This is a genomic window from Streptococcus mitis (assembly GCF_905187535.1).
Classification (GTDB): domain Bacteria; phylum Bacillota; class Bacilli; order Lactobacillales; family Streptococcaceae; genus Streptococcus; species Streptococcus mitis_BS.
Genome location: NZ_CAJJIE010000060.1, coordinates 293,352 through 317,392, shown reverse-complemented (window position 1 = coordinate 317,392; position 24,041 = coordinate 293,352). Strand labels below are relative to the sequence as shown.

The 24,041-nt window shown below is 38.0% G+C and carries 26 protein-coding genes; 6 read left to right on the top strand and 20 right to left on the bottom strand.

The annotated features are described in order from the left end of the window. Window positions 1–3: 3 nt before the first annotated feature. The 6 genes from pynA to dhaK all read right to left on the bottom strand — a co-directional run bounded on the left by pynA (window position 4) and on the right by dhaK (window position 4,680). A complete protein-coding gene (gene pynA, locus JQ841_RS08675) occupies window positions 4–696 on the bottom strand; it encodes a pyrimidine 5'-nucleotidase PynA (RefSeq protein ID WP_203180667.1) in 693 nt (230 codons plus the stop codon). 124 nt (window positions 697–820) lie between these two features. Further along, window positions 821–1,039: a hypothetical protein gene (locus JQ841_RS08670; protein ID WP_203180666.1), complete on the bottom strand. Its 219-nt coding sequence runs from the start codon at window positions 1,037–1,039 to the stop codon at window positions 821–823. A 150-nt stretch (window positions 1,040–1,189) separates the two neighbouring features. After that, complete coding sequence (locus JQ841_RS08665) at window positions 1,190–1,921, bottom strand: hypothetical protein (RefSeq protein ID WP_203180665.1); 732 nt, start codon at window positions 1,919–1,921, stop codon at window positions 1,190–1,192. Between the two features lie 798 nt (window positions 1,922–2,719). Then, window positions 2,720–3,094 carry a dihydroxyacetone kinase phosphoryl donor subunit DhaM gene (gene dhaM / locus JQ841_RS08660; protein ID WP_203180664.1) on the bottom strand — a complete coding sequence of 125 codons (375 nt, stop codon included), beginning with the start codon at window positions 3,092–3,094 and terminating at the stop codon, window positions 2,720–2,722. Then, window positions 3,094–3,669, bottom strand: a complete 576-nt coding sequence (gene dhaL / locus JQ841_RS08655) for a dihydroxyacetone kinase subunit DhaL (protein WP_203180663.1) — start codon at window positions 3,667–3,669, stop codon at window positions 3,094–3,096. The genes dhaM and dhaL overlap by 1 nt, the downstream gene beginning before the upstream one ends. A 21-nt stretch (window positions 3,670–3,690) precedes the next feature. Then, the gene (gene dhaK / locus JQ841_RS08650; RefSeq protein WP_084924472.1) at window positions 3,691–4,680 is read right to left on the bottom strand and encodes a dihydroxyacetone kinase subunit DhaK; all 990 of its coding nucleotides are present in this window, start codon (window positions 4,678–4,680) and stop codon (window positions 3,691–3,693) included. Window positions 4,681–4,833: 153 nt separating this feature from the next. Between dhaK and dhaS the strand changes: the two genes are divergently transcribed. Together dhaS and dhaQ are read left to right on the top strand one after the other, a co-directional pair. Beyond that, entirely contained in the window at window positions 4,834–5,364 is a 531-nt protein-coding gene (dhaS, locus tag JQ841_RS08645) for a dihydroxyacetone kinase transcriptional activator DhaS (RefSeq protein ID WP_070527476.1), read from the top strand. Then, the gene (dhaQ, locus tag JQ841_RS08640; RefSeq protein ID WP_203180662.1) at window positions 5,361–6,350 is read left to right on the top strand and encodes a DhaKLM operon coactivator DhaQ; all 990 of its coding nucleotides are present in this window, start codon (window positions 5,361–5,363) and stop codon (window positions 6,348–6,350) included. Before dhaS ends, dhaQ begins: the two co-directional genes overlap by 4 nt. 97 nt (window positions 6,351–6,447) lie before the next feature. Here the strand turns inward: dhaQ and JQ841_RS08635 are convergent, their stop codons facing one another. From JQ841_RS08635 to JQ841_RS08620, 4 genes are all read right to left on the bottom strand, one after another. After that, entirely contained in the window at window positions 6,448–6,987 is a 540-nt protein-coding gene (locus JQ841_RS08635) for a ClbS/DfsB family four-helix bundle protein (RefSeq protein WP_203180661.1), read from the bottom strand. Window positions 6,988–7,044: 57 nt separating this feature from the next. Beyond that, the gene (locus JQ841_RS08630) at window positions 7,045–7,539 is read right to left on the bottom strand and encodes a YkgJ family cysteine cluster protein (RefSeq protein WP_049499406.1); all 495 of its coding nucleotides are present in this window, start codon (window positions 7,537–7,539) and stop codon (window positions 7,045–7,047) included. Between the two features lie 133 nt (window positions 7,540–7,672). Further along, window positions 7,673–9,406, bottom strand: coding sequence for a phosphoenolpyruvate--protein phosphotransferase (gene ptsP / locus JQ841_RS08625; RefSeq protein ID WP_004241506.1), 1,734 nt, complete (start codon window positions 9,404–9,406; stop codon window positions 7,673–7,675). A 5-nt stretch (window positions 9,407–9,411) separates the two neighbouring features. Beyond that, window positions 9,412–9,675 carry a phosphocarrier protein HPr gene (locus tag JQ841_RS08620; RefSeq protein ID WP_000146947.1) on the bottom strand — a complete coding sequence of 88 codons (264 nt, stop codon included), beginning with the start codon at window positions 9,673–9,675 and terminating at the stop codon, window positions 9,412–9,414. Window positions 9,676–10,025: 350 nt separating this feature from the next. Here JQ841_RS08620 and nrdH point away from each other — a divergent pair, with 350 nt between their 5' ends. From nrdH to JQ841_RS08600, 4 genes are all read left to right on the top strand, one after another. Continuing rightward, window positions 10,026–10,244: a glutaredoxin-like protein NrdH gene (gene nrdH, locus JQ841_RS08615; RefSeq protein ID WP_000259240.1), complete on the top strand. Its 219-nt coding sequence runs from the start codon at window positions 10,026–10,028 to the stop codon at window positions 10,242–10,244. An 80-nt stretch (window positions 10,245–10,324) separates the two neighbouring features. Further along, complete coding sequence (gene nrdE / locus JQ841_RS08610; protein ID WP_203180660.1) at window positions 10,325–12,484, top strand: class 1b ribonucleoside-diphosphate reductase subunit alpha; 2,160 nt, start codon at window positions 10,325–10,327, stop codon at window positions 12,482–12,484. Between the two features lie 195 nt (window positions 12,485–12,679). Next, window positions 12,680–13,642, top strand: a complete 963-nt coding sequence (nrdF, locus tag JQ841_RS08605) for a class 1b ribonucleoside-diphosphate reductase subunit beta (protein ID WP_000451386.1) — start codon at window positions 12,680–12,682, stop codon at window positions 13,640–13,642. A 142-nt stretch (window positions 13,643–13,784) separates the two neighbouring features. After that, on the top strand, window positions 13,785–14,552 hold the full coding sequence (locus JQ841_RS08600) for a DeoR/GlpR family DNA-binding transcription regulator (protein ID WP_049516646.1): 768 nt from the start codon (window positions 13,785–13,787) through the stop codon (window positions 14,550–14,552). Window positions 14,553–14,656: 104 nt separating this feature from the next. Here JQ841_RS08600 and JQ841_RS08595 read toward each other — a convergent pair whose 3' ends face one another. From JQ841_RS08595 to JQ841_RS08550, 10 genes are all read right to left on the bottom strand, one after another. Continuing rightward, window positions 14,657–14,914, bottom strand: coding sequence for a DUF3884 family protein (locus JQ841_RS08595; protein ID WP_080713123.1), 258 nt, complete (start codon window positions 14,912–14,914; stop codon window positions 14,657–14,659). A gap of 42 nt (window positions 14,915–14,956) precedes the next feature. Next, window positions 14,957–16,363, bottom strand: a complete 1,407-nt coding sequence (gene lacG / locus JQ841_RS08590; protein ID WP_050242723.1) for a 6-phospho-beta-galactosidase — start codon at window positions 16,361–16,363, stop codon at window positions 14,957–14,959. Between the two features lie 338 nt (window positions 16,364–16,701). After that, a complete protein-coding gene (locus JQ841_RS08585) occupies window positions 16,702–18,393 on the bottom strand; it encodes a lactose-specific PTS transporter subunit EIIC (RefSeq protein ID WP_203180659.1) in 1,692 nt (563 codons plus the stop codon). After that, entirely contained in the window at window positions 18,393–18,710 is a 318-nt protein-coding gene (locus JQ841_RS08580) for a PTS lactose/cellobiose transporter subunit IIA (RefSeq protein WP_004260646.1), read from the bottom strand. Before JQ841_RS08580 ends, JQ841_RS08585 begins: the two co-directional genes overlap by 1 nt. A 35-nt stretch (window positions 18,711–18,745) precedes the next feature. After that, window positions 18,746–19,582 (bottom strand): PRD domain-containing protein, encoded by an 837-nt coding sequence (locus JQ841_RS08575; RefSeq protein WP_203180658.1) that lies wholly within the window; start codon window positions 19,580–19,582, stop codon window positions 18,746–18,748. Between the two features lie 233 nt (window positions 19,583–19,815). After that, window positions 19,816–20,796, bottom strand: coding sequence for a tagatose-bisphosphate aldolase (gene lacD, locus JQ841_RS08570; protein WP_001229115.1), 981 nt, complete (start codon window positions 20,794–20,796; stop codon window positions 19,816–19,818). Window position 20,797: 1 nt separating this feature from the next. After that, window positions 20,798–21,727, bottom strand: a complete 930-nt coding sequence (locus tag JQ841_RS08565) for a tagatose-6-phosphate kinase (protein WP_033605644.1) — start codon at window positions 21,725–21,727, stop codon at window positions 20,798–20,800. Between the two features lie 10 nt (window positions 21,728–21,737). After that, window positions 21,738–22,253, bottom strand: a complete 516-nt coding sequence (gene lacB, locus JQ841_RS08560) for a galactose-6-phosphate isomerase subunit LacB (protein WP_001216910.1) — start codon at window positions 22,251–22,253, stop codon at window positions 21,738–21,740. 148 nt (window positions 22,254–22,401) lie between these two features. Then, entirely contained in the window at window positions 22,402–22,827 is a 426-nt protein-coding gene (gene lacA / locus JQ841_RS08555) for a galactose-6-phosphate isomerase subunit LacA (protein WP_000029277.1), read from the bottom strand. A 286-nt stretch (window positions 22,828–23,113) separates the two neighbouring features. Further along, window positions 23,114–24,010 carry an aldose 1-epimerase family protein gene (locus JQ841_RS08550; RefSeq protein WP_203180657.1) on the bottom strand — a complete coding sequence of 299 codons (897 nt, stop codon included), beginning with the start codon at window positions 24,008–24,010 and terminating at the stop codon, window positions 23,114–23,116. Between the last annotated feature and the right edge of the window lie 31 nt (window positions 24,011–24,041).

Genomic DNA, 24,041 nt, shown 5'->3' with positions numbered 1-24,041 from the left:
TTTTTACAGTTTATCTAAGCAATCCAGCAAGTCTTGGTAAGAATGAACTTCGTAGGTCGGCTGGGCTTGTGTGTAATTTTCAAGGTGATGAGGATTGTACCAGATAGTGTCAATTCCAGCATTATTGCCACCTTGAATGTCGGCTGTCAGGGAATCTCCAATCATCAGCGTCTCTTCTTTGCTAAATCCAGCAATCTGCTGACCAATTTTTTCATAAAAGAGAGCATCAGGCTTTTGAGTTTGCAGCTGTTCAGAGATAAAGACTTGATTGAAATAAGGCGCTAGACCCGATTGAGCCAAACGTCCTGTCTGAATGGCAGTAATACCATTTGTCGCAGCATACAAGTCAAAATCTCTCTCGATAAGGTTATCCAAGAATTCATGAGCGCCTGAAAAAGTTTGCCCCTGCTGGGCAAGGTAAAATTGGTAACGCTGGGCTAGAAAACTACCGTCTTTTTCCTGTCCAAAATGAGCAAATAAACGAGAAAAGCGCGTGTTAACCAGGTCTTGTTTACTGATTTTCTTTTGCTCCAAGTCCTTCCAGAGAGCCTTGTTCATAGGAACGTAATAGTCTTTATAGGCCTGAATATCTGCAACCCCTTCTTCTTTTAGAAGTTGGGTCAAAGCCACATCCTCAGCAGCATCAAAATCAAGAAGAGTGTGGTCGAGGTCGAAGAGTAGAAATTTGTAGGACAATTTTAGATTTTCCTTTCTAAGATAAACAACTTTCACTTCAGTCGGCTGTTTAATGTAAAAACTTAAAAGTGGTATAGTATCACAAAGAATAATCGTTCCAATTGATTAACTAATCCATACTATTCTAGTCAAGTTTATTTTTATTATAGAAAAATCTTCTATAAATTCGAGCAATAGTTAAAATACAAACAAATATAATTCCCAAAATAGATAATACTATTTGCACAAAATTCATTTCAGAGCCTATTATATAGATATGAAAAAGAGGAGCTAATCCTACAAATAGAGACAATAGATAACTACTAAATCTTATATCACCAATTCCTGCAAAAAAATGTTTCATTTGAATATTCTCCTTTTAATTGAATATGGTCAGGACATGAGCCTAACAAGTAATCGTAGACTGCGTTTAAAGCACTTTGTTACCTAGATAGGATATCTTTTCTATATCTGATTTGATTTTAAAGAGAACTAAGATTTAACCATATCTAACTCACTTCTTATTTTTAAATAATTCATACTCTTTTTCTCTGATAAAGGGAAGTGAGAAATTAGAAAAAATTAGTAGAATTGAAAATAGGTATCCATCTTTTTGCATTGCTAAAACATAGCCTAAAAATAAATAGACAATCAAATCTAGTACAAAAAGAGAAAATATCCTCCTTTTCATTACCTCACTTGTCTTAAAGATTCTGTTTAATATAATCTTTATCGTAGTATCTACACAAATTTTTATCAAAAAGATAAGAGTCAATACACGATTATCAACTGTACCATGAAGAATAAATGGAAGTATAGTTAATATAAAACTAGAAATCTCTAAATATTTTATCCAAGGAGATTGAGACATCTTACTTTTAAACTGACTGATCTTCCTATACTCGCTAGCTAATCTAGTATCAAAATCTCTACCAATTTTATTAAAGATTAAGAACTCCAGGATAAAAATACTGATTAATACGATATAAGTAGAAACGTTTCCTGGGAAAAATTTATTGATTAAAATTGGAAAACTCATTAACAGGATCGAGTTTATAGCCAAACAAATAGATACTATTTTATTCTTCACAGAGTATATAGGTAGCGATACTATTGAATAGAGAAACGCTAAAAAAATAAGCACGAAATACTCTGTGCTGCTAATTAGCGGCGCCCTTAATGATAAAAATAGATAGGAACCCCACACGATGATATGCGCTTTACGAATTGACTCTAGATTACTCATCTACCTACTCCTAATATGTAAAGAGAATCCATTTTTAGCTCACATTCTCTTTCCAACAAGTCATAAACGTTTCATGATATTTCCTTCTTTTACATTAGGTAAAGTTGAAATACATTTTTTGCAAGTGAAAATATTATTATTATTTGAAAACCCCAAATATCTATCCCTCTTCTAGACCTAAACCAAGTCAGATTAAAGATACAAATATAATGATAAGGCTTTCTTTTACTTTAGACTACCATAAAACAAGGAATCTTTCAACAAAATTCATTGGCAAACTACTATTCTAGAAGATTGACAGCTCAAATCTTTCAGAATAGAACAATCCTAACTATCGAATACTCTAACTTCATAAATACCTATGTAATTCTAGATCTAGAATTCCTATAAACTAAATGTTTTCGCACTATTCTAAGCCATTTATTGCCTTAAATTTTAATTTTTAAAGAATTCTAAAGCTAGAATAGTCCCATCACAATCAGTTTTGAATTATTATACTCAATGAAAATCAAAGAGCAAACTAGGAAACTAGCCGCAGGTTGCTCAAAACAGTGTTTTGAGGTTGTGGATAGAACTGACAGAGTCAGTATCATATACCTACGACAAGGCGACGTTGACGTGGTTTGAATTTGATTTTCGAAGAGTATTAACAATTTAGAAACGCTATGATTCCACTCCTTTTATATTAAAAAGGAACTGCCCAAAGCAATCCCTTTCTGATTTTGAAATTATTTACTTAAAATTTGATAGTTGAGATAATCAATAGCCCACCTATAAAAAGAGTTATAGTAAAATTCCTTATTTATTAATTTCAAGCTCCGCCAACTGTGTTTCAATAACCGACAGTTCTGCCCCAGTCTGAAGAAGAGCAGCTGCAGTATAGGCACCTTCTACAATTGGAACACTGTTGATGATGATACTCTTATCACTGAAATCAGCCACCATTTCTAAGTTCATTTTAGCAGAGCCTAGGTCAAAAAAGGCAAGTAAAGTATCTGCTGGATTTTCAGAAACAACCCTATCTACTTGATCAAAACTAGTTCCAATTCCTCCGTCCTCGGTTCCTCCTACATAAGTAATCGAAACATCTTTAGCCACTTCACTAATCAGTTCAACGACACCTTGTGCAATGTTTTTGGAATGTGAAACGATAACAAGACCAATACTTCCCATTAAACCACCCCAGTTTCTAAAAGAGCAGTAAAGAGTAATCCTGATGAAAATGATCCAGGGTCAATATGTCCAAGCGAACGTTCTCCTACATAAGACGCTCTTCCTTTAGTTGCAAGTAAATCTTTGGTAGCATTCACTACTTGATCAATAACCTCTTGAGTCAACTGGCCAGCAGACAAGGCAGCAATAACAGGAGTCCAAACATCAACTATTGTCTTTTCTCCAACTTCTGCTTTCCCACGTTTGACAATCATATCCAAACCGCTTTGTAAGATTTCCTCTATTTTCGAATTTGAATCAGCCTTGGCCATGCCCATAAAAGCAGAACCATACAAGGGACCAGAAGCACCGCCTACCTTACTCAGTAGTTGCATTGAGACAAGTTTAAACACATCACTGCTGGTCTCAAATTGCTTTCCTTCTAAGTTTTCCATAACTGCAGCCATGCCACGCGCCATATTTCCACCGTGGTCTCCATCTCCTATAGGGGTGTCTAGCTCACTAAGGTAATCTTTCTGTTCTTGAATCTTTTCATTAAAAAGCTTCATCCATTCAAGAGCTTGTTCAGCATTCATGAAACATTTCCTCCTTGAGTTTTACCAAGCTGGTGTAGTAACAGGTGCATTTAGAGCATCCAACCACTCATCATCTGCCAATCGAATCAATGTTAATGACAAGCCGGCCATATCAATTGATGTCATATAGTTTCCAATTTTCTTAAATGTCAACTCAACACCTTTTTCATGGAGTAATTTAGCCACATCATTTGCAAATACGTATTGTTCCATAAGAGGAGTGCTTCCTAAACCATTGATGAGAAGGCCATAGCGTTCTCCAGCTTTAAGTTGGAAACCTTCAGATAATTTTTCAACCAATTCTGAGGCCAATTGTGCTGAAGGTTGCATTTTCTCTTTCTTATATCCCGGTTCACCGTGGATACCAACTCCATATTCAAATTCATCATCTTCTAGAACAAATCCTGGTTTCCCAACTTCAGGAACAGTTGCTCCAGACAAGGCCAGCCCAATTGTTTTAATTTCTAAGACAAGTTTATCGGCCAAGTCCTTCATTTCAGCTAATGATTTACCAGAACGAGCTGCATCACCCAAAATTTTATGGACTAAAATAGTACCTGCAACACCTCGACGACCTTGGGTATAGAGACTATTTTCAACAGCGATATCATCATCAACCACAACGCTTGCTACATCAATACCTTCCATTTCAGCAAGTTCTTGTGCAATTTCAAAGTTCATGATGTCCCCAGAATAGTTCTTGATAACCATGAAAACTCCAGCACCTTCATCAGCTGCCTTAATGGCTTCTAAAATTTGGTCCGGAGTAGGTGAAGTGAAGACTGCTCCACAAATGGCAGCAGACAACATTCCATCTCCTACAAATCCAGCATGACTTGGTTCATGTCCTGAACCTCCACCTGAAATGAGTCCAACTTTTCCTGTCTTTTCTGCCTTTCTAACGATGACATCAAAACCATCTAAGCGTTCTACCAAGTCATCATGCATGAATGACAATCCCTGCAACATTTCATCAACAACTTGTGTCGGTTCATTTATAATTTTTTTCATGAGAAACTCCTTTCGGCATCTACCTTTATTTTCGCTTTCATTATATATTTTTTATTGCTAGATGATAAGGGACAGATTCTATTATTTGTCCCCTTTTAAACCCGTTTAAAACATTTTTTTGGTAAAATGAAGGAAGTAACAGAAAGGCTTCCTATGGCATCATCACTTATTACAAAAAAACGGATTGCCAAGGCATTTAGAGACCTATTAGCTACTAGAGAATTTGATAAAATCTCTATTGTAGATATCATGGAATCAGCTGGCATTCGTAGACAGACCTTTTACAATCACTTTCTTGACAAATATGAACTGCTAGACTGGATATTTGAAAATGACTTAACCGAGTATATCACCAATAACTTGGACTTCATTTCAGGCCAAAAACTATTACAAGAATTATTTTTTTATTTCGAACAAGAGCGTGACTTTTATATTCAACTTTTTGATATTCAAGGGCAAAATAACTTCTATGACCAATTTATCAGCTACTGTCGCTTGCTTGTATCAAAAATTTTAAGAGAATACGGTCAGATTGATATCGATTCATCTGCTTATACTTGCTTTTTGTTAGACTATCATTCACATGCTCTAGCAGAGATCGTGAAGGCTTACGTCAATAAAAAAAGTCCAGTTCCACAACCAGACTTTCTAATCATGACAATTATTGGAAAGAGACCACAATGACATTTATTTCAAATCATAAACAGAAAATTATTTCAAGTTACATTTCGGCAACTGTCAGCAGTCATCCTGAATTAGAAAAACACCCTACCTTACCATTAGTCTATCAAAAAAATCGCAATCCTTATCAGGTTCCAATATTGTCGGGTGGAGGTTCCGGTCACGAACCTGCGCATATTGGATATGTGGGAGAAGGAATGCTTACCGCTGCTATCTATGGCCAATTATTTACTCCTCCTACAAGAACTGAAATCTTAGAGTCCATTCGTTTTTTAAACAATGGTCACGGTGTCTTCATCATTGTAAAAAATTTCGAAGCAGACATCAAAGAATTTAGCTGGGCCATTAATACTGCTAGACAAGAAGGAATTAAGGTCGGCTATAGTCTAGCACACGACGATATTTCTATTGAACCTCACAATAGATTTCAAATTAGAGGAAGAGGGCTTGCAGGGACTATTTTACTTCATAAAGTTCTAGGATATGCAGCTCAAAATGGTGCCGACATCGAGCAACTAACTGATTTAGGTCATCAACTTGCTCCCGAAATCGCAACAATTGGCTTTGCAACGAAAGCTGCTAGTCTCCCCCAAGCCACCCTCCCACTATTTAACTTGGAAGAAGGAAATATTTCTTATGGTATTGGGATACATGGCGAAGAAGGATATCGTATCGTCCCATTCCAATCATCGGAAATCCTTGCAAATGAAATTATAAGTAAATTAAGATTGCACTATCATTGGAAAAAGGGTGATCAATTTATATTGCTTGTAAATAATCTAGGCACTACCAGCAACTTAGAAATGGGCATATTTATCAATGATATCCTTCAACTCTTAGAAATTGAAGGAGTCACTATTACTTTTATAAAATCAGGAACATTTATGACCAGCCTAGATATGGCAGGTATATCCGTAACTCTTTGCCCCGTAAAAAATAAACAGTGGTTAGAAGCGCTCAATGCTCCAACGACAGCTTTTGCATGGTAATTTGCTTGTATAACTCAAAAGGGCTACATCACTTGATAGCCCTTTGCTTTTATCTTACTTTTAAAAGAACTCATTCTTTCTATTTCAAATAGTCCATCTATCCTTTACAATTCTTCCGATGAGCTTTGAGTTTTTTCAGAGCCCAATCATAGTGGCTTGACGTGCTACTAGCAAAGTAGGAACCTAGACTTGTTCCACCGGTCCACTTATAGACACCTTTGGTAAAGAGTTCGTCATTGCTAAAAACTTCTATCAACTCTAAAACCTTCCTATGTGATTGTTCTAGGAGTCTAGTCGCTTCTTCTAAGGAGGTTTTCTGGTGCTTCTTCCAAAAAGCGACATTCATTTCTCCATAAGTTTTCCAATTATAAGGTTCAGGGAGAAAAGGTCTTTCGTGATCTTTTTGATTAGAATGAACCCAAGTCAAAAGTAACTGCTGCCATTCATAAAGATGGATCAAGACATCCCGTAGATTTTTATCCCTTTTCCAGTGGGCTTCTTTTTTCTTTCGGTCTCTTGAAAAATCAAATGGAGTCTGTAGCTCATCTTCACTTAGTTGGGAGATGAAACGATTGAGCTTTTCATAATTTTCCTTAGAGGCCAGCATTAGCTCCTCTTTTGTTTTCGGTCTAGGCACAGGAGTACTCCCTTCATATCTCTAGTTATTATTAGAGATTTTTTATCCTTTAAATCTCTATAACTTATCCTTTAATTTCTCAACAAAGAGATAAGCTGCTGGACAGGTCAAAGTATTCTTAATCGTCAAATGATTGATTTGATGGATCTTTTTGCGATCTGTATGGGGGAATTCACGACAGGCCTTTGGACGAACATCATAGATGGAACAGAGATTATCTCCTCCTAAAAAGGGACAAGGCATGGATTTAAAAACCTTATCACCATCTTCATCTACCTGCAGAAACTCCGCTTCAAAAGCAGGTAATTTCATCTTAAAGTACTTGGCAATACGAGTGATGTCTGCTTCCTTGAAGTCAGGACCCAATGTCTTGCAACAGTTAGCACAGGCCGTACAATCAATCTCCGCAAAGACTTCTTGGTGAATCTGCTGGGCTATCTTGTCTAGGTTTTTAGGTGGTTTTTTCTTTAGAGTGGCTAAAACTTTACGGTGTTCCTTCTGCTTTTGCAAGGCTAGCTGGTGGTAGTACTCAATATCAATTTCTTTAGACATGATTTCTCTCTTATTCTATTTGTTTCCCCCTATTATATCATGCCTCTGACTCATTGAAAAGTGAACTTTACAAGACTACACTATTCCCGAATGTATCAAAAAACCTTGCAACTAGGTTACAAGGTTAATCACATTAATCGAAGTTAACGTATTCTTTTTGAAGTTCAAGAACTTCTTCCATTGTTGAACACTCTGTAAGGGCACGGTTAGCGTACTCTTCCATCTTAGCAGTATCCAATTTCTTCATCAAGCTACGTGTACGAAGGACAGATGTTGCTGACATAGAGAATTCATCCAAGCCCATTCCGACAAGAAGTGGAACAGCTTTTTGGTCACCAGCCATCTCACCACACATACCAGCCCATTTACCTTCAGCGTGAGCTGCCTTGATAACGTTGTTGATCAAGCGAAGGATTGATGGGTTATATGGTTGGTAAAGATATGAAACTTGCTCGTTCATACGGTCTGCTGCCATTGAGTATTGGATCAAGTCGTTTGTACCAATTGACATGAAGTCTACTTCTTTTGCAAATTGGTCTGCAAGCATCGCTGCTGCAGGGATTTCAATCATGATACCAACTTGGATGTCATCCGCAACTGCAACACCTTCAGCAAGAAGGTTTGCTTTTTCTTCTTCATAAACTGCTTTAGCTGCACGGAATTCTTTCAAGAGCGCAACCATTGGGAACATGATACGCAATTGACCATGAACAGAAGCACGAAGAAGTGCACGGATTTGTGTACGGAACATTGCATCTCCAGTTTCAGAAATAGAGATACGAAGGGCACGGAATCCAAGGAATGGGTTCATTTCATGTGGCATATCGAAGTAAGGAAGTTCCTTATCTCCACCAATATCCATTGTACGAACAACCACAGGTTTACCATTCATTCCCTCAAGAACAGCCTTGTATGCTTCATACTGCTCATCTTCAGTTGGGAAGTCTTGAGAATCCATGTACAAGAACTCTGTACGGTAAAGTCCAACCGCTTCTGCACCGTTGTTGTTAACACCTTCCACGTCTTTTGGAGTACCGATGTTAGCAGCCAACTCGAAGTGTTTACCGTCAGCAGTCACTGTTTGAGCATCTTTCAAAAGTGCCCATTCAGCTTTTTGTTTAGCATAAGCTTCACCAGCTGCTTTAAATTCTGCCGCTTGTTCATCTGTTGGGTTGATAATCACTTCACCAGTAATTCCGTTAACGGCAAGGATATCACCGTCTTTCACCACTTCAGTGATGTTATTTGTTCCCAATACAGCTGCAATTTCAAGTGTACGTGCCATGATAGCTGAGTGGCTTGTACGTCCACCGATATTTGTTACAAAAGCTTTTACAAAGTTTTTGTCCAATTGAGCTGTATCAGATGGTGTCAAGTCATGCGCAATCACGATTACTTCTTCATTGATAGAAGCTGGGTTTGGCAATTTCTTACCAAGAAGATTTGCCAATACACGTTTTGTCACGTCGCGGATATCCGCTGCACGTTCTTGCATATATGGGTTGTCTTCCATGCCTTCAAAGATAGTGATGAACATGTCAGTCACTTCTTTAAGACCTGCTTCAGCATTGACTTTCTTAGCACGGATTGTTTCTTTAATCTGACCAATCAATTCTGGGTCAGCAAGAACCATCAAATGAGCGTCAAAAACTTGAGCCGCTTCTTCACCAAGCGTACCTACAGCTTTCTCACGGATAAGAGAAAGCTCGTTTTGAGAAGCTTCAAGAGCTACATCCAAACGAGCCTCTTCTGCGTTTGTATCTTCGACTGAAACAGTCTCGAATGACAAATCCGGTTGAACGAGTAGATATGCTTTTGCAACTGCAACACCATCAGATGCTGCGATTCCTTTAAGCATTTCTGTCATTTTCCTTATGCCAATCCTTCTTTTTCCATTGTTTCTGAGATTGCAGCGATAGCGTCATCTGCATCTGCACCTTCAGCTGAGATAGTTACATCAGCACCTTGGCCAACACCAAGACTCATAACACCCATGATTGATTTAAGGTTAACTGATTTACCTTTGTACTCAAGAGTGATATCTGAAGCAAATTTGCTTGCAGTTTGTACCAACAATGTTGCTGGACGTGCGTGAATACCTGTTTCTGCCACTACGTGGAAATCTTTAGAAGCCATAGTTTGACTCTCCTTTTGTTCTTTCTTTTTTGAGTTATATGTGATAACCCTTACAATTTGGTATTATACCATCTTCTAGGATTTTTTTCAAGCATTTTATGGGATTTATTCGATTTCCTTTCAGATAACTTGCTGAAAATCTTCTATTCTAGATAACAAAACACAGGATATAGTTTTCCAAAAAACTACTTCTAGGATAATCATCACTATTTCACAAAATAAACACTACATATTGTGTTTTGTGACCTTGAGTAGAAAAATAGACCACTATATTTAGTTTCAAATCATTGACAAAAATTTATTTTCTGATATACTAAGAAAGTAATCTATTTTGAAAGAGGAGTTACACAATGGTAACCGTTTATTCTAAAAACAACTGTGTCCAATGTAAAATGACCAAACGTTTCTTGGACAGTAATAATGTCGCTTATCGTGAAATCAATCTTGATGAGCAACCTGAATACATCGATCAAGTTAAAGAGCTCGGTTTCAGCGCAGCTCCTGTTATCCAAACACCAACTGAAGTTTTTTCAGGTTTCCAACCAGGAAAACTGAAACAATTAGCATAATCTTAATACATCATCCAGAAGAAACTGCTTCTAGGGCTAACTTAGAAGCCTTTCTTTTGTAATTAGATAAGGGAAATTTTATGGGATTAAAACATCTTGAGGACGTAACTTACTTCCGTCTCAATAACGAAATCAACCGTCCTGTTAATGGACAAATCATGCTTCATAAAGATAAGGAAGCCTTGGATGCCTTCTTTAAAGAAAATGTAGTTCCAAACACTATGGTTTTTGATTCAATCAAGGATAAAATCAACTACCTCATTGAACACAACTACATCGAAACAGCCTTTATCAAGAAATACCGTCCAGAGTTTTTGGAAGAATTGTCTCAATTTATCAAAGACCAAAACTTCCAATTCAAGTCTTTCATGGCAGCTTATAAATTTTACAATCAATATGCTTTGAAAACTAACGACGGTGAATATTATCTTGAAAGCATGGAAGACCGTGTCTTCTTTAACGCCCTTTATTTTGCTGATGGGAATGAAGCTATTGCAATCGATATTGCCAATGAAATCATCCACCAACGCTACCAACCTGCTACTCCTTCCTTCTTGAATGCTGGACGTGCTCGTCGTGGGGAGTTGGTATCTTGCTTCCTAATCCAAGTAACTGATGATATGAACTCTATCGGACGTTCTATCAACTCTGCTCTTCAACTTTCACGTATCGGTGGTGGTGTGGGAATTACCCTCAGCAACCTTCGTGAAGCTGGTGCACCTATCAAAGGCTATGAAGGAGCAGCTTCTGGGGTCGTTCCAGTTATGAAACTTTTCGAAGATAGCTTCTCTTACTCAAACCAATTGGGTCAACGTCAAGGTGCCGGTGTTGTCTACCTCAACGTCTTCCACCCAGATATTATCGCCTTCCTTTCAACTAAGAAAGAAAACGCCGATGAAAAAGTTCGTGTAAAGACTCTTTCACTTGGTGTTGTAGTACCCGATAAATTCTACGAACTAGCTCGTAAAAATGAAGAAATGTACCTCTTCAGCCCTTACTCAGTAGAGCTTGAATACGGTGTGCCATTTAACTACATCGACATCACTGAAAAATACGATGAGCTAGTCGCAAATCCAAATATCCGCAAGACAAAAATCAAGGCGCGTGATTTGGAAACTGAAATCTCTAAATTGCAACAAGAGTCTGGTTACCCTTATGTCGTCAACATTGATACGGCTAACCGTGCAAATCCTGTTGATGGTAAGATTATCATGAGTAACTTGTGTTCTGAGATTCTTCAAGTTCAAGAACCAAGCTTGATCAACGATGCTCAAGAATTCCTTCAAATGGGAACGGACGTTTCATGTAACCTTGGTTCAACCAACGTGGTTAACATGATGACTTCACCTGACTTTGGTCGTTCTATCCGTGCTATGGTTCGTGCCCTTACTTTCGTTACAGATAGTTCACACATCGTAGCTGTGCCTACCATCGACCACGGAAATAGCCAAGCTCATACCTTTGGTCTTGGTGCCATGGGACTTCACAGTTACCTTGCCCAACAATTGATTGAATATGGGGCACCTGAGTCTGTTGAGTTTACTAGCATCTACTTTATGCTTATGAACTACTGGACTTTAGTTGAGTCAAACAATATTGCGCGTGAACGTGGCATCACCTTCCACAACTTTGAAAAATCAGACTATGCTAACGGAAGCTACTTTGACAAGTATATTACAGGCGAGTTTGTTCCAAAATCAGAACGTGTTAAAGAACTCTTCAAAGATGTCTTTATCCCAAGTGCTGCTGACTGGGCTGAACTTCGCGACAAGGTTCAAGCAGGTGGTCTTTACCACCAAAACCGCCTTGCTGTAGCGCCAAATGGTTCTATCAGTTACATCAACGACGTTTCTGCTTCTATCCACCCGATTACGCAACGTATCGAAGAACGTCAAGAAAAGAAAATCGGTAAAATCTACTATCCTGCTGCTGGCTTGTCAACAGAAACCATTCCTTACTACACTTCTGCCTACGACATGGATATGCGTAAGGTGATTGATGTCTATGCTGCCGCAACTGAGCACGTGGACCAAGGACTTTCACTCACTCTCTTCATGCGTAGTGACATTCCAAAAGGTCTTTACGAATGGAAGAAGGAAAATAAGCAAACGACACGTGACTTGTCTATCCTTCGTAACTATGCCTTTAACAAGGGAATCAAGTCTATCTACTACGTCCGTACCTTTACAGATGATGGTGGAGAAGTCGGTGCCAACCAATGTGAAAGCTGTGTGATTTAATCTTTGCTTGAGGAAACTACTTTTTCTCAAATTAGTGATTCATTCACCCTGCTAAACTAAACTGGAATAAGCACCTATACTATGGAAAAACACAAAAGTCGGACTTCCGACTTTTTGTGCGATACTCCTCTAGAATTATGATAAAATAGAAGTAATTGTGAGTTCGCAATACTAAACACAGAAAGAGATTTCAAAATGGAAACTTACTACAAAGCCATTAACTGGAATGCCATCGAAGATGTCATCGACAAATCAACTTGGGAAAAACTGACGGAGCAATTCTGGCTTGATACACGTATTCCTTTGTCAAATGACTTGGATGACTGGAGAAAGCTATCAAATGTAGAAAAAGACTTGGTTGGAAAAGTCTTTGGTGGTTTAACCCTTCTCGACACTATGCAATCTGAAACTGGGGTTCAAGCCCTTCGCGCAGACATCCGTACACCACATGAGGAAGCTGTTTTCAATAACATCCAATTTATGGAATCTGTCCACGCTAAATCTTACTCATCAATCTTTTCTACCTTGAATACTAAGGCTGAGATTGAAGAAATTTTCGAATGGACCAATACCAATCCTTACCTACAAAAGAAGGCTGAGATCGTCAACGAAATCTACCTAAACGGTAGCCCACTTGAAAAGAAAGTTGCCAGCGTTTTCCTTGAAACCTTCCTCTTCTACTCTGGTTTCTTCACTCCCCTCTACTATCTTGGTAACAATAAACTAGCCAACGTCGCTGAAATCATTAAATTGATCATTCGTGATGAGTCTGTTCACGGAACCTATATCGGATACAAATTCCAACTCGGTTTCAATGAATTGCCTGAAGAAGAGCAAGAAAAACTCAAAGAATGGATGTACGACCTGCTCTACACTCTTTATGAAAATGAAGAAGGCTATACAGAAAGCCTCTATGACGGTGTTGGTTGGACGGAAGAAGTCAAAACCTTCCTTCGCTACAATGCTAACAAGGCACTCATGAACCTGGGACAAGATCCACTCTTCCCAGATTCAGCTGATGATGTCAACCCAATCGTTATGAACGGTATTTCAACAGGAACTTCTAACCACGACTTCTTCTCTCAAGTCGGAAATGGTTACCTTCTTGGTGAAGTTGAAGCTATGCAAGACGATGACTACAACTACGGTTTGGACTAATTCAATTATCCCAGAACTGATAACAAATATCATGGCTTGTTTAAAACAACCATGATATTTTTGTTTTTGTTTTCTTTTGTTTTTTAAATTGATTGATTGAATACTTTATGATAAAATAGTAATAGAAATAGAGGTGATAACGATGTTAAAGCAAGAAAAACTAGATAATATTCTAGAAACGGTAAATACAAAGGGAACTATTACTGTAAAAGAAATCATGACTCGCTTGGATGTGTCAGATATGACTGCTAGACGCTACTTGCAAGAGTTGGCAGACAAGGATCTACTTGTTCGAGTACACGGGGGAGCTGAGAAAATTCGCACAGGTTCTATTTTAAATAATGAACGTTCCAATATTGAAAAACAAAGCTTACAAATCGCAGAAAAACAAGAAATTAGCCGTTTTGCAGGCCATTTAATTGATGAGGGTGAAACTATTTTTATCGGCCCTGGTACGACCTTAGAATCTTTTGCCCGTGAACTTCCAATTGATAATATTCGTGTTGTAACAAACAGTTTACCAGTCTTTCTCATCTTAAACGAACGAAAACTAACAGATTTGATTTTAATCGGTGGAAACTACCGCTCTATCACTGGAGCCTTTGTGGGAACACTAACCTTGCAAAACTTAGCCAATCTTCAATTTTCTAAAGCTTTCGTTAGCTGTAATGGTATTCAGGACAATGCGATTGCGACCTTTAGTGAAGAGGAAGGTGAATCTCAACGCATCGCCCTCAATAATTCCAATAAAAAATACTTACTAGCTGACCATAGTAAGTTCAATAAATTTGATTTCTATACCTTCTACAATATCTCTGATATTGATATCATCGTTTCAGATTCTAAACTGAGCAAAGAAACGTTTGAACAACTTTCAAAACAAACAAAAATTATTCTTTCTAAACCATAAGACTGAGGATTGATAAAATATAAAATGCGTCATATCAAGAAAATAAAAATCTTGATATGACGCATTTTTTGATGAAGATTTTTACAAAGAGTTTCCTAGATTCTTTATGATTGTTGAAACGGCATAAAATCTGAATCAAAGGAGATATTATCCCGTTCTTCAGGACTGATAAAATTTAAAAAGATATTTTTAAATTCTTCCAGCTCATAGTCTGAATGGCAAATCCATTCTTTACCGGTAGAGACATACCATTTCCCAAGATTTTTCAGCTCCTCATTAGTCAAACAAGGTATTTGAGAACATTTTTCGAAATTTATAATATAAACTTTTTCATAAATAGATTGGATAAAATCTTTGAACATCTTTTTGCCTCACTAAAATTCTATATCTAATTAGTAATTCTACTACTCAATCACTTGAGTTTCTGCTACTTTCTTGTACCAGTGAGCTGATTTCTTAGGATAACGTTCTTGTGTTTCAAAGTCTACATAAAAGAGACCGTAGCGTTTTTCATAACCGTTTGACCATGAGAAGACATCCATTAATGACCAAATGAAGTAACCTTTTACATTCGCTCCATCTGCAATAGCATCAGACAAGACTTCCAAGTGTTGTTTCACGTAATCAATACGGCCATCATCGTAAACAGTGTTATCGACGAACTCATCTTTATAACCAAGTCCATTTTCAGTGATGTAAATCTTCTTGTAGTTAGGATAATCTTTCTTCACTCGCATGATTTGATCATACAAACCTTGAGGGTAGATAATCCAATCCCAATCCGTACGTGGTACATAGTCAGGAGCTACACGACGACCAACACCTTTAATTTGGTATTTAGAGCTTCCTTTTTCACCCTTACCATTATGGATGATTTCAGTTTCTCCATCAAAGGCTTCCATCCAGTCACTCATATAGTAGTTGATTCCTAGAAAATCATTCAAGTCTTTTGCAGCTTCTAATGCTGTAAAATCTTCTTCACGAAGATCCAAGCTACCACCATTGGCAGCCAAGATAGCCTCTACCCCTGCCAGGGTCTTTTCAGAGTAGTGACCCAGATAAGTTGCATCCAAGATAAATTTATTATGGATAATGTCCTCCAACTCTGCCGCAATAACATCTGCAGGATTTTCAGGATCTAGAGGATACTTAGTAGGCAGAGCATGAACAACCCCAATTTCACCTTTATAACCTTTCTCTTTGTACAATTTTACTGCACGTGCATGAGACACCATCATATTGTGGTGCGATTGGAAGACTTTGGCAAGATCGTACTGAATACCTGGAGGGAATTTACCAACCAAGTATTGACCATCACCGATTGGTCCAATTTCATTGAATGTTGTCCAATAGTTTACTTCTGGGAATTCTTCAAAACAGAAGGCAGCGTAGTCTACAAAGTGTTCGATATTTTCACGGTTTAAGAAGTCTCCATTTGAGTGGAGAGCTTCTGGTGTGTCAAAGTGATGAAGAGTTACAAAGGGCTCAACGTGACGTTTGTGACACTCTGCAAATAGATTATGATAAAACTCAACACCTTTAGCATTTACTTGACCGTAACCAGTCGGGAAAATACGTGACCAAGCAATAGAAATTCGAATACCATTGACACCATACTCTTCTGCCAACTTAAGGTCAACTGGATATCGATTGTAAAAATCACTGGCTGGTTCTGCAGTGTACCAGTAGTTATCTTCAAGATATTTATCCCAAGCAACTGGTCCTTTTCCATCAGTATGCGTAGCACCTTCTGCTTGATAAGCAGCTGTTGCGCCACCGAAAATAAAGTCTTTTGGAAGTGTTTTTGTCATTTTTTTCACCTATTTCTTGATTTAAATAAAGTAAAAGTGAGAGGAGAGGAGTCAGTGAGCCATCCTTCTCCATCTCACTTCTTGTACCAAGTCACCGAATTGTGACATGAGGAGGTAAAAACGATATCTTTTTACCAACGAATTAACAAGGCGATTAGGAAATTCGCCATAGCGATTTCCGCAACGATAGGAGACTATTTCAGAGTCCCTAGCCTTAATCGAATTGTGACATGAGGAGGTAAAAACGATATCTTTTTACCAACGAATTAACAAGGCGATTAGGAAATTCGCCATAGCGATTTCCGTAACAAGAGGAGACTGTTTCACAGTCCCTATCGTTAATCGAATTGAGCTTGTACAAATGCAAGAGCACCTTTTCCATCACGGGTTAATTTGATGTATTGAGCACCTTCTGTCTTGGCAAGTTTAATACCGAGTTTATCTGTTTCTGCTTTCATGTCTTCAAAGTTTGAAGCAACTTGAGGGGCAAGGATAACTAGATCAAACTCTGGTAACATTTCACGGTGAGCACCATAGCCACCTGCTGCTGCTTTCACAGGAACATTGTATTCTGCTGCTGCCTTGTTCAAAGCATTTGCAAGGAGACCACTTGTCCCTCCACCTGCACAGAGAACAAGAACATTTGTTTCTTCAGTAATTTTATTTTGTGCTGCTTCTACACCCGCTTTCTCAAGAATAGCATCTGCTTTTGCAGTGTTGAAGTTCGCAGCAACTTTTTCTTTCAATTCATCATTAGACTTACCTGAACGTTCTTCTTCAAGAATTTGTTCATCATAGACTTTAAGGAATGGATAGTAAATGACTACGTCAACCACGATTAGAAGAGCAGCAAGAATGAATGATAGAACTTGGAAGTTCGTACCAAGAACTAGACCTAGTGGAGCTGGGGTTGTCCATGGTAGATTAGCAGTAAATGAATTCATTCCAAGAGTTTCAATGAAGAATTTAAAGATCCAAACGTTTGCGATAGGAGCAAAGATAAATGGAATGAAGAAGATTGGATTCAAAACAAGTGGTGCACCAAACAAGATTGGTTCATTTACACCAAAGAAAGTTGGAACTACTGAAGCACGACCGATTGCACGGTTACGTTTAGATTTTGTTAACCACATGAACATGAATGGAACAACCAGTGTCGCACCAGTACCACCCATGGTAACGATAAACATTTGTGTACCAGAAGTAAGAATCTTGTCAGCGTGCATACCTTGTTGGAGAAGGTTCAAGTTGACTTCGGCATTGGCATAGGTAATAGCTGCGATAGCTGGTTCAACGATAGATGGACCATGGATACCAACAAACCAGAAGAAAGCAAAGGCACCAAAGATAATCGTAATACCTAGATAACCATCAGCAGCAGAGAATAATGGTGCAAAGAATTTACCGATTGATTCAGCTACGCTTGCACCAACAAAATGACGAGCTAGTAAATCAAGAGCATAAAGAGAAACAACTGATAGAGTGAATGGAATCACATCTTTAAAAACTTGTGAGATATTTGGTGGAACTTCGTCAGGCATACGAATAGTGACGTTGTTCTTAACACAAACCTTATAGATTGCTACAGTAACAAAGGCAGCAAGGAAGGCTGAAAGCAAACCTTTTGTCCCCAAGAATCCAGTAGCAAGACCATTTTCGATAGGATCAGCTGCCAACATCAACAAACCAACAATTGCTGCCAACAATGTTGACATATAGTTGATTTGATTGGTTTTCTCCATGCTACGGTTTACTGAGTCGGTCAATGACTTAGCTGTTGTACCAGCTACCAAGAGAGCTAGAATCCCCATTGAATAGCTATAAGGTTTCATGAGGAGATTAACAACATCATCAGACCATTTAAAGCCCCATGAGTTTGGTACAAAGGCAATCAAGATAAAGATACTTGAGAAGAGAATAACAGGCATACCTGCAATGAAACCATCACGAATAGCACGAAGATAGATATTACGAGATAATTTCTCAAAGAAAGGTTTTCCTTTCTCGATAAATGCAATTAGTTTATTCATTATTTAACTCCTCTCTTGTAGAGTTCGATTAAATGGTGCATCAAATCTTTTAACAAAATAGTTGTCATCAAGTGATCTTGACCATGCATCATGGTTACGCTATAAGCCAAATCCTCGCCAGCTGCTTCCTTGGTCAATAGACTTGTTTGCGCGTGGTGAGCCTCTGCAATACAGCTACCAGCTTCCTCTACCAGAGCGTCCGCTTTTTCAAAATCACCAGCTTCAGCAGCCTTCAAGGCTTCCAATAGTTTTGAACGAGCGTCGCCAGCATAGGCTACGATTTCAAAACCTAACAATGTTACTTCTTCTCTATTCATGATAGAATTCTCCTTATGTATTTTTAATTAAATTTTTATGACAATAAACGTTGGATATGTAGAACTAGATAAACACGTTCACTTTTATACAAATCAAGACCCGTATGTTGCGTAATCACATCATAGATCTTGGAACCAATCTCGAACGCTTTTGGATAGGATTGTTTGATATGGTCTTCCATATCCAGAAGTGATTGGTTATCATCTCTAGACCTGTCTAAATAATCCAAGAAATAATTCAAATGAATCATAAAGCGATCATAGAAATGGTTATTCTCTTTAGTTCGTTGAATTGCATATTCCTTTAGCACTTCTTCAACATTCCTGAGAATTTCTTTCCTCTTATCAATCGACTCCACAAGTTCCACTTCATTTTCACCTTCGGCATTAATGAAATGATAAGCAATCCGAATAATTTCGTCCTCAGGAAAATGATCCGCTAGCTTCTGACGGTAAATTTCAAATGCTTCATTTGCGATTTGAAAAGCGACAGGATACTTAGTGGAAATATCTGGCAGATTACTATCCTTGTACCTTCCTTGTGCTAGAGCTTGGTAAGAACAGTAAATATGATCTGTCAAGGTTACGTAGAGATACTCTTGAATCGGATAATGATATTTCTTTGATAGCTTATCAATGATTTCATAAGTCACTGTGATAAAATCAAGCGGAACATCTTTTAGGAGAGCCATAAAGTTTTCTCTTGACTCTTCGGTCTTCATCCGAAAGATTTTCTCAACCTGATGTTCAGCAATCAAATCCCCTTTCTTCTTTCCAAATGCAATCCCCTTACCAATCACAATCACTTCTTCTCCTTTATCATTTCTGACAAGCGAGACATTGTGATTCATTGGATTTAGAATTCGATACATGTCAACCTCCTTTTATATCTTAAAGGTATATGAGTACAAAAAATGACCACAAATGAACTAGAAAATAAGCCGATTTCTAATTCACCTGTGATCATGCCTAATATTACTTAGTAACACTCACCTTGTATTAACTTGTGATTTAAGTATAGCACAAGTAAGTTATTTTGTAAACCTTTACATACAACTTTTTTAAAAAATTTTTAGATTCATGTTCCTAACCTAGGAGGACTTGCTTACACGCGTTCTTTCCATGAAGTTGCTGTTGTTTGAAGAACTTTGTTGAGTTCGTCAATGTTTTCAAATCCAGTTGTGCGAAGCCATTCACGTGCTGCTTCTTCACCATCTTTGATGTATGCTTCAACTGATCCAGCCCATGTAGCACGGCCACAAAGAACTCCGTTAAAGTTTGCACCTGATTCATGGGCAAATACAAGAGTATCTTGGAAGAGTTTAGCTGATACACCAGCACTCAAGTAGATGTATGGCAAGTTAGTTGCTTCATCTTGGGCTTTGAAGAAGGCTGCTGCTTCTTCACGTGTGTAAACTACTTCACCTTCAGCGAAGCCTTCAACATATTTAATATTAACAGGAACTTCAACTTTCAATACATCAATGTTAAAGCGTGGGTCTGAGAAGACTTTCATAGCACCAATAACTTTGTGTGGTTTTACTTTCGCATATTCTACAGAACCAGCGTCCGCAATTTTTTCATCGTAAGCAAGGATTTCAAGGAAGAATGGGATATCTTCAGCCACACATTCAGAACCGATGCGTTCGATGTAAGCTTGTTTTTCTTGGTTGAGTTCGTCTGAGCTATCTACGTCATAGTAAAGCAAGAATTTAACTGCATCTGCACCTTCTTCTTTAATACGTTTTGCAGACCAAACATCCAAGCAGTCTGGCAAGCGTTTTGTGCTTGTTGTGTCATAACCTGTTTTTTCATAAGCAAGGAGAAGACCAGCTTTTTCATCAAGAGCTTTAGTTGCTGGAAGTCCATATTCAGGATCAAGAAGCATAGATGAAGCGTATTTAGTCAATTCATCTGCTACCAAAACTTTAAGTTCTTCCATTTGAGCTACAGTTGGTTCTTCTGTTTGGTGTTGAGCCATGAGGCGTTTCAAAGCACCGCGTTGGTCAAATGCAAGAGCTGAGATGATACCATTTTCATCAGAAAGTTTTTCTAAGCGTGCACGTTTTTGTTCTGTTAAAGCCATTTTATACCTCTTTTACTATTAATTGATCATATAGAGCTTGATAGTTGGCCATGTTGACATGACCAGTCATTTTTTCTTGAGCATTGAGCATACCAAGGACATTTGCCTTGATGAGTAATTCTGCATCCGATTCTTTGTGAAGAAGTCCTGAAGAAATTCCTGCCACAGTAGAGTCTCCAGATCCAACAGGATTTACTACCTGAATTCTAGGAATATCTACCTTGTAGAAAGTGTCACCATGTTTGGCAAAGGCACCGTTGGCACCAAGTGAAACGATAATCCATTCAATACCTGCAAACAAAGGTTCTTGAAGTACTTCTTTTAATTCATCCAAATCCTCAGAAACTTCTCTTCCTAGAAGCTGGGACAATTCCTCATTATTTGGTTTGATGACTGTTGGTTTATGTGGTGATTCAAGAACCGCCTGAAGTGCTGCACCAGAGCAGTCCAAAACAACAGGCTTGCCAGCTTGATTAGCAAGTTCTACCAAGCTCGCATAGTAATCAACTGGAAGGCCAGCTGGCAGACTACCTGAGATAGCTACTACTTCAACTGACTCCAAGAGTTTTTTGAAATGTTCCAAAAAGTCTTGACCTTCCTGTTCCAATACTTCAGGACCTTTTTCAAGAACTTCTGTTTGGTTGTCTCCGTGAAGAATAGCGATACAGTTACGAGTTTCTCCCTGAATTGAGAAGAAATCTTTCTTTACTTGATCATCGATATTTTCAACCAAAAACTCACCATGTTTACCACCCACTAAACCAGTAGCAAGAACAGAATCTCCAAATTCTGAAAGTACTCGGGTAACATTGAGGCCCTTACCACCAGCCGTTTTGGTTACATCCACCACACGATTGACAGTATCAATCTTTAACTCATCCAAGGGATAGGAAATATCAATGGATGGGTTCATTGTGACTGTTAAAATCATAGGTCACCTCTTAGTCGTGGTATTCTCCGCGATCCCATTTTTCAAGGAATTCAGTGAAGAAGTTTGCGTCTGTTTGTTGAGCATTGTGACTTTCAAGGTGTTCAATTTTCGCAATCAATTTTTTGTTTTCTTCAGATGGTTTGTATTCAGCATGGATGAAAGCTTCGATGATATCACACATGAGCAATTCACCAGTAATCTTACCACCAAAACCGATAACGTTAGCGTTCAATTGCTCTTTAGCATAAAGAGCTGTTGTCATATCACGAACCAAGGCAGAACGGACACCTGGAACTTTATTTACAGCGTTGTTGATACCAACACCAGTACCACAGATACATACCCCAAGATCAGCTTGACCGCTAGTTACAGCTTCCCCTACTTTTTTACCAAAGATTGGGTAGTGAGTACGTGTATGGTCATATGTACCAAAGTCAATGACTTCATATCCTTTTGATTTCAAAAATTCTGAAACCGCCATTTTTTCATCTGTTACGATGTGGTCACATCCAATTGCAATTCTCATTAGTTATTCCCTCCGATTAATTATATAAATCTAATATCATTTATCCTTACTCAAGAAAAATCAAGATTAGCTTAGGAAGCGAGCTGCGAGCATAACTGAGGTTAGCTAAAGTGAGCTGACGACAGATTATCTTGATTTTTGAAGCGTATTAGCACATTTTGTTCAACATATCGACCCTGATTTGGTGACGTCCACCATCGTATTTACCGTTAACAAATCCTTTAGCGATGTTTTTAGCCAATTCATCACCGACAAGTTGTGCACCCATAGTGATCATACGTGAGTTGTTGTGACCACGAGTCATATAAGCTGAACGTTCGTCAGATACTTCTGCAGCAACCATTCCTTTGATCTTAGTTGCGACCATAAATGGACCAGCTCCATAAGCATCAATCACGATACCAAGGTTTTGTTCTTCTTTGTTTACTTCTGCAGCAACAGCAAGAGTCACATCAACAAAGTCTTGACCTTCAGCTGTAACATCCACAACGTGGAAGTTTTCTTTTTCCAAGAAGTCTTTCACAACTTCTTTCAATCTCAAACCTGCAGCATCTGCACCGATAACAATAGACATATTGTATACTCCTTTTTATTTTTCTAGGCTAGTAAAACCTTTTATATTTAGCAGTTTACCTACAAAAAGTTTTCTAGCAGTTTATTGACAAATTGGATTGAATGAGATGAATGACACCTTATTCAAGTTTAGGAAATCAGTTTCCTAGAAATAATCTTTCTCTACGAAAGAGAATATAACAAGTGATTGTTTGTTTGTGACAAACATCATTTGTTGCTTACAAACATAATATACTCCTATTTCTTAAAAAAGTCAACAATTAATGTTTGTTTTTGTGTTTTTTTAATTAAAAAATTTCGATATCAAAACCAATTTGATCCACTTGACCAGGTTCTAGGAGACGAACATTCTTCTTATCTTCTAGATGATCTCCTTCTTCAAGGGATGTTGACAAGCCAGACCATGGTTCAAAAGCAATGAAAGGTCCTTTATTCAAAGTTGACCATATAATGAGGTTTGGAAACTCTGCAAAACGAACTTTCAATCCCTTATCATGTTTACGAGAACGAAGGGCAATTGTTCTAGATTGCAATTCATCTAAGGTGACTGCATCAGTGCTGAAAAGATCATAGCTGAGGTCTAATTCTTTTTGACCTTCTAGCCATGGACTTCTATCTTGAAAATCAAGCATACCTGTTTCTGGGAAAGGACGTGGAACAGAGCAAGTCTCTTCTTTTTCAAACTCTAGATAATAATCTTCATAGACTTCATCATCAAGCAGAGGACAATTAAATCCTGGATGTCCACCAATAAAGTAAGGCATGACCTTGCTAATTTCTTTATTAAATATTTTGTATTGAGTCCGTACTGTCTTTCCAGTAAGGATATAAGTGATTTCTAAGCGGAAATGATAAGGGTAGTTCTGATAGCTATTCTCATCGTCTTCAATTGCAAAAGTTACACTATTATCTGTCTGTTCAACTAATTCAAATTCTTTCTTACGAACCAAACCATGACGAGGAATCTTTCCTTTGATTTCTTGTCCATTATCATCTATATAAAGTGCTGTATCCTCTCTCAATGAACCACAAATGGGGAAGAGAACAGGAGCTTGTCCACTCCAATAAGTAGCATCTCCTTGCCACAAATACTCAACTCCCTCGGCATCTTTTATAGAAGAAAGAGCCCCACCAAAACTGTTAAATTCAACTCTTAATTGTTCTGATTTTAATTCAATTACCATTATTTTCTCCGATTTCTTGATAGTTTATAAA

Coding starts and splice junctions, on each gene's coding strand:
- dhaK (WP_084924472.1), bottom strand. CDS start 4,680: ATGAAAAAAATTATAAATGAACCGACACAAGTTGTTGATGAAATGTTG.
- JQ841_RS08565 (WP_033605644.1), bottom strand. CDS start 21,727: ATGATTTTAACAGTCACAATGAACCCATCCATTGATATTTCCTATCCC.
- JQ841_RS08580 (WP_004260646.1), bottom strand. CDS start 18,710: ATGAATAGAGAAGAAGTAACATTGTTAGGTTTTGAAATCGTAGCCTAT.
- lacG (WP_050242723.1), bottom strand. CDS start 16,363: ATGACAAAAACACTTCCAAAAGACTTTATTTTCGGTGGCGCAACAGCT.
- JQ841_RS08665 (WP_203180665.1), bottom strand. CDS start 1,921: ATGAGTAATCTAGAGTCAATTCGTAAAGCGCATATCATCGTGTGGGGT.
- dhaM (WP_203180664.1), bottom strand. CDS start 3,094: ATGGGAAGTATTGGTCTTGTTATCGTTTCACATTCCAAAAACATTGCA.
- dhaQ (WP_203180662.1), top strand. CDS start 5,361: ATGACATTTATTTCAAATCATAAACAGAAAATTATTTCAAGTTACATT.
- JQ841_RS08630 (WP_049499406.1), bottom strand. CDS start 7,539: ATGTCTAAAGAAATTGATATTGAGTACTACCACCAGCTAGCCTTGCAA.
- lacB (WP_001216910.1), bottom strand. CDS start 22,253: ATGAGAATTGCAATTGGATGTGACCACATCGTAACAGATGAAAAAATG.
- nrdH (WP_000259240.1), top strand. CDS start 10,026: ATGGTAACCGTTTATTCTAAAAACAACTGTGTCCAATGTAAAATGACC.
- dhaL (WP_203180663.1), bottom strand. CDS start 3,669: ATGAATGCTGAACAAGCTCTTGAATGGATGAAGCTTTTTAATGAAAAG.
- ptsP (WP_004241506.1), bottom strand. CDS start 9,406: ATGACAGAAATGCTTAAAGGAATCGCAGCATCTGATGGTGTTGCAGTT.
- JQ841_RS08585 (WP_203180659.1), bottom strand. CDS start 18,393: ATGAATAAACTAATTGCATTTATCGAGAAAGGAAAACCTTTCTTTGAG.
- JQ841_RS08620 (WP_000146947.1), bottom strand. CDS start 9,675: ATGGCTTCTAAAGATTTCCACGTAGTGGCAGAAACAGGTATTCACGCA.
- nrdF (WP_000451386.1), top strand. CDS start 12,680: ATGGAAACTTACTACAAAGCCATTAACTGGAATGCCATCGAAGATGTC.
- lacA (WP_000029277.1), bottom strand. CDS start 22,827: ATGTCTATTGTTATCGGTGCAGATGCTGCAGGTTTGAGATTGAAAGAA.
- JQ841_RS08600 (WP_049516646.1), top strand. CDS start 13,785: ATGTTAAAGCAAGAAAAACTAGATAATATTCTAGAAACGGTAAATACA.
- JQ841_RS08550 (WP_203180657.1), bottom strand. CDS start 24,010: ATGGTAATTGAATTAAAATCAGAACAATTAAGAGTTGAATTTAACAGT.
- lacD (WP_001229115.1), bottom strand. CDS start 20,796: ATGGCTTTAACAGAACAAAAACGTGCACGCTTAGAAAAACTTTCTGAT.
- JQ841_RS08595 (WP_080713123.1), bottom strand. CDS start 14,914: ATGTTCAAAGATTTTATCCAATCTATTTATGAAAAAGTTTATATTATA.
- nrdE (WP_203180660.1), top strand. CDS start 10,325: ATGGGATTAAAACATCTTGAGGACGTAACTTACTTCCGTCTCAATAAC.
- JQ841_RS08670 (WP_203180666.1), bottom strand. CDS start 1,039: ATGAAACATTTTTTTGCAGGAATTGGTGATATAAGATTTAGTAGTTAT.
- dhaS (WP_070527476.1), top strand. CDS start 4,834: ATGGCATCATCACTTATTACAAAAAAACGGATTGCCAAGGCATTTAGA.
- JQ841_RS08575 (WP_203180658.1), bottom strand. CDS start 19,582: ATGTATCGAATTCTAAATCCAATGAATCACAATGTCTCGCTTGTCAGA.